The sequence below is a fragment of the Variovorax paradoxus genome, from assembly GCF_000834655.1.
In the GTDB taxonomy this organism is placed as follows: domain Bacteria; phylum Pseudomonadota; class Gammaproteobacteria; order Burkholderiales; family Burkholderiaceae_C; genus Variovorax; species Variovorax paradoxus_F.
Map to the genome: position 1 here is coordinate 1 of NZ_JXQQ01000071.1, position 12,732 is coordinate 12,732.

Sequence of the window (12,732 nt, forward strand, 5' to 3'; positions counted from 1 at the left end):
GCATCTCCGAGCCCGCGCCGGTCGAGAGCACGAGGGGCAGCACACCCATCACGAAGGCGAGCGACGTCATCAGGATCGGGCGCAGGCGCAGGCGGCTCGCTTCGATCGCGGCCTGGATGGGCGTGCGTCCGGCGAACTCCAGCTCCCGTGCGAACTCCACGATCAGGATCGCGTTCTTCGCACTCAGCCCCACCAGCACGATCAGCCCGATCTGCGTGAAGACGTTGTTGTCACCCCCCGATATCCATACGCCGGCCATCGCGGCCATGATGCCCATCGGCACGATCAGGATGATCGCGATCGGCAGCGTCAGGCTCTCGTACTGGGCGGCCAGCACCAGGAACACCAGCAGGATGGCCAGCGGGAACACCAGGAAGGCGGAGTTGCCGGCCAGGATTTCCTGGTAGGTCAGCTCGGTCCACTCGAAGCTCACGCCCTTGGGCAGCGTCTCGGCCGCGATCTTGGTGATCACGTCCTGCGCCTGGCCCGACGAATAGCCGGGGGCCGGGCCGCCGTTGATGTCGGCCGCGAGGTAGCCGTTGTAGCGCATGGCGCGTTCCGGACCGAAGGTCGAGTTGACCTTCATCAGCGCGGCCAGCGGCACCATCTCGCCCGAGGTCGAGCGCACCTTCAGGAGGCCCACGTCTTCGGCACGGGCGCGGTAAGGCGCATCGGCCTGGACGCGCACGGAGTACGTGCGGCCGAACTTGTTGAAGTCGTTGGCATACAGGCTACCCAGGTAGATCTGCATCGTGTCGAAGATGTCCGTCACCGGCACGCCGAGCTGGCGGGCCTTGGTGCGGTCGATGTCCGCGTACAGCTGCGGCACGTTGACCTGCCAGCTCGTGAACATGCCCGTGAGCTCGGGCGCTGCCTGCGCCTTGGCCATGAAGGCCTTCACCGCGGCGTCCATCTGGTCGTAGCCGACCGAGGCGCGGTCTTCGATCTGCAGCTTGAAGCCGCCCGTGGTGCCCAGGCCCGCCACCGGTGGCGGCGGGAACATCACGATGAACGCGTCCTGGATGCTTGAGAAGGCGCCGTTGAGCTGCCCGGCCACCGCGCCGCCGCTCTGGTCGGCGCGCTTGCGCTGGTCGAAGGGCTTGAGCGTGGCGAACACGATGCCCGAGTTCGAGCTGTTGGTGAAGCCGTTGATCGACAGGCCCGGGAAGGCGATGGCGTCTTCCACGTTCGGGTTCTTCTTCATGATCTCGCCCATGCGCTGGATCACTTCGTCGGTGCGGTCGAGCGTGGCGCCGTCGGGCAGCTGGGCAAAACCGATGAGGTACTGCTTGTCCTGCGCCGGCACGAAGCCGCCGGGCACCGCCTTGAAGAGGCCGAAGGTCACCGCGATCAGCGCGACGTAGATCGCCAGCATCAGCGCCTTGCGCGAGATGACGTTCTTCACGCCGCCGCTGTAGGCCTCCGAGCCGCGATGGAAGAGACGGTTGAAGCCGCGGAAGAGCCAGCCGAAGGCCTTGTCCATGCCGCGCGTCAGTGCGTCCTTCGGTTGGTCGTGGCCGCGCAGCAGCAAGGCGGCGAGCGCCGGCGACAGCGTCAGCGAATTGATGGCCGAGATCACCGTCGAGATCGCGATGGTCACCGCGAACTGGCGGTAGAACTGCCCCGTGAGACCGCTGATGAAGGCCAGCGGCACGAACACGGCCACGAGCACCAGCGCGATCGCGATGATGGGCCCGGACACTTCGCGCATCGCGCGGTAGGTCGCCTCGCGCGGCGTCAATCCGGCCTCGATGTTCCGCTCGACGTTCTCCACCACCACGATGGCGTCGTCCACCACGATGCCGATCGCCAGCACCAGCCCGAACAGGCTCAGCGCGTTGATCGAGAAACCGAGGACGTGCAGCACCGCGAAGGTACCGATCACCGACACCGGCACGGCCAGCAGCGGAATGATCGATGCGCGCCACGTCTGCAGGAACAGGATCACGACCAGCACCACCAGCGCGATGGCTTCGAGCAGCGTGTGGATCACCGATTCGATCGATGCACGCACGAACTGCGTCGGGTCGTAGGCGATGCGGTATTCCAAGCCCTCGGGCATGTTCTTGTTGAGCTCTTCCATCGTCTTGCGGACGTTGGAAGAGATGTCGAGCGCGTTGGAGCCTGGCGCCTGGAACACGCCCATGCCGACGGCCGGGTCGTTGTTCAGGAGCGAGCGCAGCGAGTAGTCGGCGGCGCCCATTTCGAGGCGGCCGATGTCGCGCAGGCGGGTCACGGCGCCGTCGGTGCCGCTCTTGACGATGATGTCGCCGAACTCTTCTTCGCTCTGCAGGCGCCCTTGCGCATTGATGGAGAGCTGCATGTCCACGCCCGAGAGGCCCGGCGATGCGCCGACCACGCCGGCCGCGGCCTGCACGTTCTGGCCGCGAATGGCAGCCACCACGTCGGAAGCCGAGAGGCCGCGCTGCGCGACCTTCTGCGGGTCGAGCCAGACGCGCATCGAGTAGTCGCCGCCGCCGAAGATCTGCACCTGGCCCACGCCTTCGATGCGCGCGAGCGGGTCCTTCACGTTCAGCACCGCGTAGTTGCGCAGGTAGTTGATGTCGTAGCGGTTGTTCGGCGACACGAGGTGAACCACCATCGTGAGGTCGGGCGCGCTCTTGACGGTCGTGATGCCCAGGCGCCGCACTTCCTCGGGCAGGCGCGGCTCGGCTTGCGAGACGCGGTTCTGCACCAGCTGCTGGGCCTTGTCGGGGTCGGTGCCCAGGCGGAACGTGACGGTCAGCGTGAGCACGCCGTCGGTCGTGGCCTGGCTGCCCATGTAGAGCATGCCTTCGACGCCGTTGATCTGCTCTTCCAGCGGCGTGGCCACGGTTTCGGCGATCACCTTCGGGTTGGCGCCCGGGTACTGGGCGCGCACCACCACCGAAGGCGGCGCGACTTCCGGGTACTCCGAGATCGGCAGCCCGCGCAGCGCGATCAGGCCGGCTATCAGCATCAATAGCGACAGCACGCCGGCAAAGATCGGCCGGTCGATGAAGAATTTAGAGAGATTCATGTTTATTAACTCCACCGCGTCGTGGCGGTCCACGCCGCATGCAAGCACGCGGCATCAAAGTGGCTCCCATTTCCAGGAACACCGCGGAACCGGCTTTGCCGGGCCGCTGGTGTTGCCCCCGCGAGGGGGTTGGCGCTACACGAAGTAAGCCAGCCTGGGGGCGATCAGGATTTGGCGGCCTCGGCCACGCGTTCCGGTTGTTGTTGCTTGGCGGCGTCGGCCTTGGCGTCCATCGTCACTTGCTGCGGCACCACCAGCGCACCCGGGCGGATGTGCTGGAGGCCGTTGACCACCACGCGATCGCCGGCCTTCAGGCCCTTGCTCACGACACGCAGGCCGTTGATGGATGCGCCGAGCGCCACCTCGCGGTAGACCGCCTTGTTGTCTTCACCCACGACCATCACGAACTTCTTGTTCTGGTCGGTGCCGATGGCGCGTTCGCTCACCAGGAGCGCGGTGTCGTTGCGCGCCTGGCCCATGCGGATGCGGGCGAACTGGCCGGGGATGAGCGCGCCGTCCTTGTTGTCGAACGAGGCGCGCACGCGCACGGTGCCGCTGCGGGCGTCGACCTGGTTGTCGATCAGCTGCAGCTTGCCGGTGAAGGGCGTGCCCTCCAGGCCCGCGGTGCCCATCTGCACGGGGATCGTGTCGATCTGGCCGCGAGCGCCGGCGTTGGCCGGCAGGTCCTTCAGGGCACGCGTGATGACCTGCTCGTCGGCATCGAAGCTCGCGTAGATCGGGCTCACCGAGACCAGCGTGGTCAGCACCGGTGCGCCGGGGCCCGCGGCGACGAGGTTGCCCACCGTCACTTCGAGCTTGCCGATGCGGCCGGACACCGGCGCCCGCACCTGGGTGTAGCCCAGGTTCAGGCGGGCCGACTGCAGCGACGCTTGCGCGGCGCGCAGGTTGGCTTCGGCTTCGCGGCCGGCGTTCACACGCTCGTCCAGCTCGCGCTGGGCGATGGCCTGCTCGTCCCACAGGCGCTTGGCGCGTTCCTGTTCGCTGCGGCTGAACGACTGGCGGGCCTGCGCCGAGGCGACCTGCGCTTGGGCCCGCTCCACTTCGGCGGCGTACGGTGCGGGGTCGATGGTGATCAGCAGCTCGCCCTGCTTGACCAGCGCGCCTTCGCGAAAGTGCACCGCCTGCACGGCGCCCGCCACGCGGGACCGCACATCGACGCGTTCGACCGCTTCGAGGCGGCCCGAGAACTCGTCCCAGGCGTTGATCTCGCTCGATGCGACGGTCGCGACCGACACCGGCGTGCCCTGTTGCGCCGCGACCGGTGCCGTGGCCTCGGCCTTGAAGCTGTACATGCCCACCACCGCGGCGGCCACTGCCAGCAGTGCCGTGAGGCCGGTCACGGCGGGCCACAGCCCCTTGCGGGCGGCGGAAGACAGCTTTTGTTGTTCGTTGTTCGACATGATGTTTCGTCCTTCTCGATGACTTTTTGGGATGCAACAGGCCACCCCGGCGCTTTTGGCACCAGGAGGCGGATTTCAGGGAAAAGAGGGGCCGGACGCCCGCCTCAGGGGAGGCGGCGGCTGTCAGTGGGCGGTGCTGACTCTTGCGGGTCTAGCTGGGCTCGGGCGCTGCGGGAGGCTGCGCCGGAGGTGGCGTCGTCGCGCTGAAGAACTCGCGAAAGTGCTGCTGCACGTTGGCCGCGCAGTCCCGACAACCCTCGTTGTCCGGGTCGTACAGCGCCTTGGGCCAGTTCGCCGCACCGGGCAGCACGCTGCTGGTGACCTCGATGCCGGCCGCGCGCAGGCGGCCCGCGAAGGTCATGGCCTCGTCGCGCATCGCGTCGTCCTGCCCCACCAGCACCAGCGCGGGTGCCAGGGCGGAAAGGCGCAGCGACCCGCTCGGCACCGCATAGGGGTGCGTCGCGTTCGACGGGCAGCTCAGGTACTTTTCCCAGCCGCTGGCCCAGCGGCATTCGGGGGCGTCGTTGGTCGCCTTGCGCAGCGACGCGGTGCCTGCGCACGGGTCGAGCATCGGCGACAGCAGGATCTGGCCTGCCAGCGGCGGATGGGCCCGGTCCCGAGCGATCAGCGCGACCGCAGCAGCCAGGTTGCCACCGGCTTCCTCGCCGGCCAGGTAGACCAGCGCGCCCTTGCCGCCCAGCTTGGTGCGCTGCTTGTAGAGCCATTCGAGCGCGGCATAGCCGACTTCGATGGGCTCCGGGAACGGCTCCAGCGGATAGGCCAGCGAGACCACCACGGCGCCAGCGCCGGCCAGCAGACGGCCCACGTTGCGCCCGTTGTCCAGGCCGCCGCACACGAAGGTGCCGCCATGGAAATGCAGCACCAGCGGTGCCGTCTCACCCTTGGCGCGCTGTCCGTAGACACGCGCGGCCACCGGTTCGCGACCGGGCAGCTCGATCAGAAGATCGGCTTCCACGCCTTGCACCGCAGCGGCTGCTGCGGCGGCTTCGGCAGAACGGGACGATGGAACGGGTGACATGGGCGACCTCAGGGGGATGGGCGATGGTTGAAATATAAGGCGCCGTGTGTGACATAAAACAGGCGAGCTGACCCCACTCTGTTTCCAAACGGCTAACAATCCGTATGCCACGGCGGGTTGGCCGCCTTGTGTGAGAATCCGCCTCCCTCCGGCGTGGGCCGGGCACCAGAACAGGCATTCGATGGATCAAATCCAGGCCATGCGCATCTTCGTCCGCGTCGTGGAGGCCGGCACTTTCACCCGGGCGGCGGACTCGCTCGCCCTGCCCAAGGGCACGGTCACCAAGCAGATCCAGGCGCTGGAGTCGCGCCTGCGCGTGAAGTTGCTCAACCGCACCACGCGCCGCGTGACGGTCACGCCCGACGGCGCGGCCTACTTCGAACGCGCGGCCCGCCTGCTGAACGACTTCGACGACATGGAGGCCAGCATGACCAATGCGCAGGCCAGCCCCACGGGGCGGCTGCGCATCGACGTCGGCACTTCGGTGGCCAGGCAGATCATCCTGCCCAACCTGGCGAGCTTCTGCGACCGCTACCCGGACATCCAGGTCGACCTGGGCGTGAGCGACCGCACGGTCGACCTGATCAGCGACAACGTCGACTGCGTGATCCGCGCCGGCGAGCTCAGCGACCAGTCGCTGGTGGCCCGGCGCATCGGCACCCTGCACTTCGTGACGGTGGCCTCGCCCGCGTACATCAAGCGCTACGGCACGCCCGCGCACCCCAACGACATCGAGAAGCGCCACACGGTGGTGAGCTACTTCTCGGGCACCACGCGGCGCATCTACCCGCACGAGTTCCACAAGGGCGACGAGCGCATTGAGCTGAACGGGCCGTACCGGGTGTCGGTGAACGAAAGCAACGCCCACATGGCGGCGGTGCTGGGCGGCTTCGGCATTTCGCAGTGCATCACCTTCATGGCCGAGCCGCATCTGGAAAGCGGCGAGCTGGTCGAGGTGCTCGCCGATTGGAGCCGCGATCCGTTGCCGATCCACGTGGTGTATCCGCCGAACCGGCACTTGAGTGCGAAGGTGCGGGCTTTCGTGGATTGGGCGGCCGAGCTGTTCGCCAAGAACCCGCGCCTGCAGCGGCGCTGAGCGCGCTTGCATCGCTTGCATCCGCGAGCGGGACAAGGTACACCGACCGAGGCTCTGCAACGCCTCGAATGACATCGCTTGAAGGCGCCCGGGCCAGGTAGTTCTTTTTATCTAGCCACCCAACGAAGGGCAGCCATGATTCATCAGATCCAAGTGAACGGAAAGACGCGGCGCGTCGACGTGGACGACGACACGCCGCTGCTCTGGGTCCTGCGCGACCACCTCCAGTTGACCGGTACCAAGTTCGGCTGCGGCGTGGCCCAGTGCGGCGCCTGCACGGTGCACATCGATGGGCAGCCGCTGCGCTCCTGTTCGATCCCGGTGTCCGCGGTCGGCAAGCGCGCCATCACCACCATCGAGGGCGCGACCAGCCGCGAGGCCCGCGCGGTGCAGGCCGCATGGATCGCGCGCGACGTGCCGCAGTGCGGCTACTGCCAGTCGGGCCAGATCATGAGCGCGGTCGCGCTGCTGAAAGAAGTGAAGAAGCCGACCGATCGCGACATCGACCTCGCGATGAACGGCAACCTCTGCCGATGCGCGACCTATGTGCGCATCCGCGCGGCCATCCATGACGCGGCGCGCGCGCTGCAGGGGTGATGCGATGAGCACCGACACCACCATCCTCCCCGCGGCACCAGAAGCCAAAGGCACCACCGGCATCTCGCGCCGCGCGGTGCTCCAGGCCACCACCGGCCTGCTGGTCGGCGTGTACCTGGCACCGACCACACGCGCCGCGCAAGCCACGGCGGCGAAAGCCAAGGCCGCTGTGCTCGCACCCAACGCCTTCGTGCGCGTGTCCACCGACAACACCGTCACCGTGCTGGTGAAGCACATCGAATTCGGCCAGGGCCCGATGACCGGCCTCACCACGCTGGTGGCCGAGGAGATGGACGCTGACTGGTCGCAGATGCGCGCCGAGCATGCACCGGCCGACGCCAAGCTCTACAACAACATCTCCTTCGGCCCGCTGCAGGGCACGGGCGGATCGAGCGCGGTGGCCAATTCTTACGAGCAGATGCGCCAGGCCGGCGCGGTCGCGCGTGCGATGCTGGTGCAGGCAGCCGCCAACACATGGAAGGTGCCCGCCGCCGACATCGCGGTGGAACGCGGCGTGCTGCGCCATGTGGCCTCGCGCCGCCAAGGCCGCTTCGGCCAGTTCGCGATGGCCGCATCGAAGCTGCCGGTGCCGCAGGACGCGCCGTTGAAAGACCCGTCGTCCTTCCGCCTCATCGGCCGCGAGGGCGCGGTCAAGAAGCTCGACGTGCCTGGCAAGACCAACGGCACGGCGCAGTTCGGGATGGACATCCACGAGCCTGGCATGCTCACCGTGGTCGTTGCGCGGGCGCCGCGCTTCGGCGGCAAGGTCGCCTCGTTCGACGCGACCGCCACGCGCGCGGTCAACGGCGTGGTCGAAGTGAAGCAGATCTCCGCCGGCGTGGCCGTCTACGCGAAGGACACCTGGTCGGCCATCAAGGGCCGCGAGAAGCTGAAGGTCGTGTGGGACGACGCGGCCGCCGAGAAGCGCAGCAGCGCGCAGATCGTGGAGGACTACCGCCAGCTCGCGCGCTCCCCCGGCACCGTGGCCGCGAGCCAGGGCGACGTCGCATCCAAGGTGGCCGGCGAGCGCGTGGTCGAGACCGAGTACGTCTTTCCCTACCTCGCGCACGGCCCGATGGAGCCGCTCAACGGCTTTCTCGTGTGGGACGGCCGGCGCGTGAAGGCGCGCTACGGCAGCCAGATCCAGACGCTCGACCAGATGCAGATCGCCAAGGTCTTCGGCATCAAGCCCGAGGACGTGGAGATCCAGACCATGCTCGCGGGCGGCAGTTTCGGGCGGCGCATCGACCTGGGCCAAGACATGATCCTGGACCTGGCCGAAGCTGCCAAGGCGCTCGGTGCCAACAAGCCGGTGAAGATCGTGTGGACGCGCGAGGACGACATCACCGGCGGCTTCTACCGCCCCGCCTTCGTGCACCGCCTGCGCGGCGTCCTGCGCGACGGCAAGGTGGCCTCATGGAGCAACACCATCGTGGGCCAGTCGTTCGTCATCGGCACCGCCTTCGAGATGATGATGAAAGACGGCATCGACGGCACCATGGTCGAGGGCGCCAAGAGCATCCCCTACGACATTCCCAACTTCCGCTGCGACGCGCACATCGCCAAGGGCAGCGTGCCCGTGACTTCGTGGCGCTCGGTGGGGAGCACGCACACGGCCTACGCCACCGAGTGCTTCATCGACCAGTTGCTCGAGACGGCCGGGCTCGACCCGGTCGGCGGGCGCCTCTCGCTCATGGGCAAGTCGGCACGCCATGCGGGCGTGCTCAAGGCCGTGGCCGAGATGGCGAAATGGTCGGGCACCCAGCCCGAACGCGGACGTGCGCGCGGCGTGGCGGTGGCCGAATCCTTCGGCACCTTCGTGGCCGAAATCGCCGAGGTGTCGATGAGCGAGAACGGCGAGCCGCGCGTGCACAAGGTGTGGTGCGCGGTGGACTGCGGCACGGTGGTCAACCCCGACATCGTGCGCGCGCAGATGGAAGGCGGCATCGGCTTCGGCCTCGGCCACATCCTCTATGCGCAGGTGAGCCTGGACGAAGGCCGGCCGGTGCAGCGCAACTTCGACACCTATCGGTCGCTGCGCATCCAGGAGATGCCCGAGATCGAGGTGAAGATCATCGACTCGAAAGAGAAGCCCACGGGCGTCGGCGAACCCGGCGTGCCTCCGATCGGGCCCGCAGTGGCGAATGCGCTGGCGCGGCTCGGGAAGCCGCGACCCTCGCAGTTGCCGATGGTCAGGGGGGACGCATGATGAAGCGCTTCTCCTCCTTCTCCGCCGCCCTGATCGGGCTCGTGTTCGCAGGCCATGTGTTTGCGCAGCTCGCAACGCCGACCAATCCCACCACGCTCAAGCCTGCGTCAGAGTTCGACCGCATCGAGAACAAGCAGGACCGCGCAGCCGCCCTCTTCATCGAGGCCGGCAAGGTCATCAACAGCCCGCGCTGCCAGAACTGCCACCCCGGCGGCGAGCGTCCCACGCAGACCGATGCGATGAATCCGCACCAGCCCTGGGTGATACGCGGCGCCGACGGTTTCGGCGCGCCGGGCATGCGCTGTGCCACCTGCCACCAGGCCGCGAACTTCGAAAGCTCGGGTGTGCCGGGCCATCCGAAGTGGCACCTGGCACCGGCTTCGATGGCGTGGCAGGGCAAGTCGCTCGCTCTGATCTGCGAGCAGATCAAGGACAAGTCGCGCAACGACAACATGGACCTGGCCGCGCTCGTCAAGCACATGTCGGAGGACACGCTGGTCGGCTGGGCCTGGAAGCCGGGGGCGAACCGCACGCCGGCGCCGGGGACGCAGGTGCAGTTCGGGGCGTTGATTCGCGCGTGGGCGGAGGCTGGGGCTTATTGCCCGAAGTCCTGAGCGTTCAGGGCGGCGATCACGCCGACGGCGGGCCCGGTTTCGCGAATGTCCCCCGGGCTTCGCCCTCCTCCTTGATTTCGCGAAACCGGGCCCACCGCCAGCGCGAACGCCTCAGAGCGGACGTTGATCGCCGATCACCAGCAGCGTGCCCAAGTGCGCAGGGCATCGGGTGCTCTCCGCAGCGAAATCAAGGAGGAGGCCGCAGGCCGGGGGACATTCGCGGAGGGGAGTACCCGGTGGCCTGCGCACACGCCCTGACAAATGCGCGCGCACCGTGTGCTTAATCGGCCCGATAGACCGGCTCGCAGCGCACATCGGTCTTCACCGAATTGGCGATGAAGCACTCTTCATGCGCGCGATGGTGCATGTGCTCGATCTGCTCGCGCGTGGGCAAGCTGTCGCCCGAGAACGTGACCTCGGGCCGCAGCGTGACCACGGTCATGGCCATCTTGCCCTCTGCGTTCTTTTCCATGACGCCGCTCGCCGCATCGAAGTAGCGGTCGACACAGAACTTGCGCTTCACCGCCATCGTGAGGAACCACAGCATGTGGCAGCTCGACAGCGACGCGACGAATGCTTCTTCCGGGTCCACCGCCGATGCATCGGAAAAAGGCAGCGGCACCACGTGCGGCGACGACGACCCCGCCCACTCCGCGCCGCCATCGAAGCGCAGCGAGTGCCTCCGGCTGTAGCTGTTGGCCAGGAAGTCCTGGCCGCCTCGTTGCCACAGGACTTCTGCGGTGTATTCGGACATGGTCGTCGTTCTCCGTTATGAGGTGTGGGTTCAGGGATGCGGTGCCGAGGCGCGGATCTGCGCGGCGGTCATGGACCATGCCTTGCCCAGCATGCGCGAGAGGTAGGAGCCCGACTCCCACCCCACTTGCTGCGCCACCGAGAGCACCGAGTCGCCGGTGGTCTCCAGCAGGTAGCGCGCGCGCTCCAGGCGCTTGCGCTGCTGGAATTCGAGCGGCGACACCTCGAACGCGGTCTTGAAGATCCGCTCGACCTGGCGCCGCGACAGCCGGTGCCTTTCGGCGAACGCATCGAGCGAGAGCGCTCGCGCGAGGTCGGCCTCGATGTCGTCCGCCAGCAGCGCCGCAAGCACCTGCGCGGGCGCGCCGCGGTCGTTCGGCTGCACAAGCGGATGCGCCGTGAGCCGCGCCGCCTCCATGACGAGTGCGCCGCAATGCGCGACGACGCGTTCCTCCGTCTCGCCCGCCTGCGCCAGCGACAGCATCTGCTGCGACAGCGCAGTGAGCGCGGCACTGCCGGCGCGCATGCCCTGCGCCGGTGCATGCACGCCCTGGGCGCGTAGCGCCATCTCCCAGAACTCGGAATCGACATACACCGCGACATGCGTCTGCCGCAGCGTCTGCGCGCTCGTCGCGTGGGCCGCACCGGCGGCGAACCAGAGGAAGTGACCGGGCGACGACTGCAGCGCATCGCCTCGCGCGTCGACGATGTCGAAGCGGCCCGCGAGCGGCACGAAGAGCATGTCGCAATCGTGCGCATGCGTGCTGGTCGCGTAGCCCTCGCGCGCGTTCGCCACCATCGTCGCCTTGTGGGCGAGCCGGTCGATGAACGGCGAAATCCGCAGGCCCGGATGGGCGTCTTTCGGTGGCATGGGCGGGATTGTCGCCAATGTCGCTTTCGTGCGCGAGGGTGTCGCGATCCGGCGCACCCCGATGAGCGCCTTCGACAAGACTAGGCCGCATCCCTCTCGTCGATCCGATCCTGCAAGGAACCCTCATGAACCCCTCGTCCCTCGTGCGCGCCGGCCTCCGCCTGGCCGCGGCCGGTGCACTGGCAGCCGCAGCGGCGGCCGCGCATGCCGCCTACCCCGCCAAGCCCGTGACCATCGTCGTGCCCTTCCCCGCGGGCGGCGGCACCGACGTGATCTTCCGCGCGGTGCAGGTCAAGCTGCAGGCCGAGCTGGGCGTACCGGTGATCATCGACAACCGCGCCGGCGCGGGCGGCACCGTCGGCACGGGCTACGCGGCCAAGGCGGCGCCCGACGGCTACACGCTGGTGGCCGCGACGACCACCACCATCGCCTCGGCGCAGGCCGTCTATCCCAAGCTCCCCTACGACCCGCTGGCAGACCTCACGCCGGTCGGCACGCTGGGCACCACGCCCTTCGTGCTGGTGGTGTCGCCCGAACTGCCGGCGAAGAACCTTTCCGAATTCATCCGCGACGCCAAGGCCAAGCCCGGCGCGCTCAACTACGGCAGCATCGGCAACGGCACCGCGAGCCACCTGGCGGCTGAGCTCTTCAAGCAGCGCACCGGCGTCGACATGACGCACATCCCCTACCGCGGCGCGGCGCCCGCGCAGACCGACCTGATGGCCGGCCAGGTGCAGGCGCTGTTCGACAACCCGGTGGCGCTCGCGCCGCAGGTGCGCGCCTCGCGGATGCGCGCGCTGGCAATCAGCCAACCCTCGGCCGTGTTTCCCGAGCTCCCGACCTTCGAGGCCTCGGGCATCAAGGACTTCAAGCCCGAGCTCTGGTATGGCCTCTTGGCGCCCGCCGCCACGCCCAAGGACGTGCTGCAGCGCCTGCGCACCGCACTCGACAAGGTGCTGCAGGACCGCAATCTGCGCGCCGACATGCTCTCCAAGGGCGTCGCCCCGCAGAGCCTGAGCCCTGAAGCGTTCGCGCAGAAGATCCGCGCCGACATCGCGCTGTGGGGCGGCATCGCCCGCGCCGTCAACGCGAAGGCCGATTGAGGAGACGAAG

At 68.1% G+C, this 12,732-nt stretch carries 10 protein-coding genes; 5 read left to right on the forward strand and 5 right to left on the reverse strand.

Going from position 1 to position 12,732, the window contains the following annotated elements:
- From RT97_RS24580 to RT97_RS24590, 3 genes are all read right to left on the reverse strand, one after another.
- A partial coding sequence (locus tag RT97_RS24580) for an efflux RND transporter permease subunit (RefSeq protein WP_042581470.1) occupies nucleotides 1-3,019 on the reverse strand: 3,019 nt, incomplete at its 3' end.
- A gap of 164 nt (nucleotides 3,020-3,183) precedes the next feature.
- Nucleotides 3,184-4,440, reverse strand: a complete 1,257-nt coding sequence (locus RT97_RS24585; protein WP_042581471.1) for an efflux RND transporter periplasmic adaptor subunit — start codon at nucleotides 4,438-4,440, stop codon at nucleotides 3,184-3,186.
- Nucleotides 4,441-4,591: 151 nt separating this feature from the next.
- Entirely contained in the window at nucleotides 4,592-5,479 is an 888-nt protein-coding gene (locus tag RT97_RS24590) for an alpha/beta hydrolase (RefSeq protein ID WP_042581472.1), read from the reverse strand.
- A 181-nt stretch (nucleotides 5,480-5,660) separates the two neighbouring features.
- On the opposite strand from RT97_RS24590, the gene RT97_RS24595 reads away from it, so the two are divergent.
- The 4 genes from RT97_RS24595 (at nucleotide 5,661) to RT97_RS24610 (ending at nucleotide 9,995) form a co-directional block, all read left to right on the forward strand.
- A complete protein-coding gene (locus tag RT97_RS24595; RefSeq protein ID WP_042581473.1) occupies nucleotides 5,661-6,575 on the forward strand; it encodes a LysR family transcriptional regulator in 915 nt (304 codons plus the stop codon).
- Between the two features lie 135 nt (nucleotides 6,576-6,710).
- Nucleotides 6,711-7,172, forward strand: coding sequence for a (2Fe-2S)-binding protein (locus RT97_RS24600; protein WP_042581474.1), 462 nt, complete (start codon nucleotides 6,711-6,713; stop codon nucleotides 7,170-7,172).
- 4 nt (nucleotides 7,173-7,176) lie between these two features.
- Nucleotides 7,177-9,381: a xanthine dehydrogenase family protein molybdopterin-binding subunit gene (locus RT97_RS24605; RefSeq protein WP_042581475.1), complete on the forward strand. Its 2,205-nt coding sequence runs from the start codon at nucleotides 7,177-7,179 to the stop codon at nucleotides 9,379-9,381.
- Nucleotides 9,381-9,995, forward strand: coding sequence for an Isoquinoline 1-oxidoreductase subunit (locus RT97_RS24610; RefSeq protein WP_216595188.1), 615 nt, complete (start codon nucleotides 9,381-9,383; stop codon nucleotides 9,993-9,995). Before RT97_RS24605 ends, RT97_RS24610 begins: the two co-directional genes overlap by 1 nt.
- A 280-nt stretch (nucleotides 9,996-10,275) precedes the next feature.
- On the opposite strand, the gene RT97_RS24615 is transcribed toward RT97_RS24610, so the two are convergent.
- Both RT97_RS24615 and RT97_RS24620 read right to left on the reverse strand, forming a co-directional pair.
- A complete protein-coding gene (locus RT97_RS24615; RefSeq protein ID WP_042581477.1) occupies nucleotides 10,276-10,749 on the reverse strand; it encodes an OsmC family protein in 474 nt (157 codons plus the stop codon).
- A 30-nt stretch (nucleotides 10,750-10,779) separates the two neighbouring features.
- Entirely contained in the window at nucleotides 10,780-11,619 is an 840-nt protein-coding gene (locus tag RT97_RS24620) for a helix-turn-helix domain-containing protein (RefSeq protein ID WP_042581478.1), read from the reverse strand.
- A gap of 125 nt (nucleotides 11,620-11,744) precedes the next feature.
- Between RT97_RS24620 and RT97_RS24625 the strand changes: the two genes are divergently transcribed.
- Nucleotides 11,745-12,722: a Bug family tripartite tricarboxylate transporter substrate binding protein gene (locus RT97_RS24625; protein ID WP_042581479.1), complete on the forward strand. Its 978-nt coding sequence runs from the start codon at nucleotides 11,745-11,747 to the stop codon at nucleotides 12,720-12,722.
- Nucleotides 12,723-12,732 lie beyond the last annotated feature (10 nt).

Excerpts from the sequence above, each read along its gene's own strand:
- RT97_RS24590 (WP_042581472.1), bottom strand. The coding sequence starts at position 5,479 with ATGTCACCCGTTCCATCGTCCCGTTCTGCCGAAGCCGCCGCAGCAGCC.
- RT97_RS24600 (WP_042581474.1), top strand. The coding sequence starts at position 6,711 with ATGATTCATCAGATCCAAGTGAACGGAAAGACGCGGCGCGTCGACGTG.
- RT97_RS24595 (WP_042581473.1), top strand. The coding sequence starts at position 5,661 with ATGGATCAAATCCAGGCCATGCGCATCTTCGTCCGCGTCGTGGAGGCC.
- RT97_RS24585 (WP_042581471.1), bottom strand. The coding sequence starts at position 4,440 with ATGTCGAACAACGAACAACAAAAGCTGTCTTCCGCCGCCCGCAAGGGG.
- RT97_RS24615 (WP_042581477.1), bottom strand. The coding sequence starts at position 10,749 with ATGTCCGAATACACCGCAGAAGTCCTGTGGCAACGAGGCGGCCAGGAC.
- RT97_RS24620 (WP_042581478.1), bottom strand. The coding sequence starts at position 11,619 with ATGCCACCGAAAGACGCCCATCCGGGCCTGCGGATTTCGCCGTTCATC.
- RT97_RS24610 (WP_216595188.1), top strand. The coding sequence starts at position 9,381 with ATGAAGCGCTTCTCCTCCTTCTCCGCCGCCCTGATCGGGCTCGTGTTC.
- RT97_RS24605 (WP_042581475.1), top strand. The coding sequence starts at position 7,177 with ATGAGCACCGACACCACCATCCTCCCCGCGGCACCAGAAGCCAAAGGC.
- RT97_RS24625 (WP_042581479.1), top strand. The coding sequence starts at position 11,745 with ATGAACCCCTCGTCCCTCGTGCGCGCCGGCCTCCGCCTGGCCGCGGCC.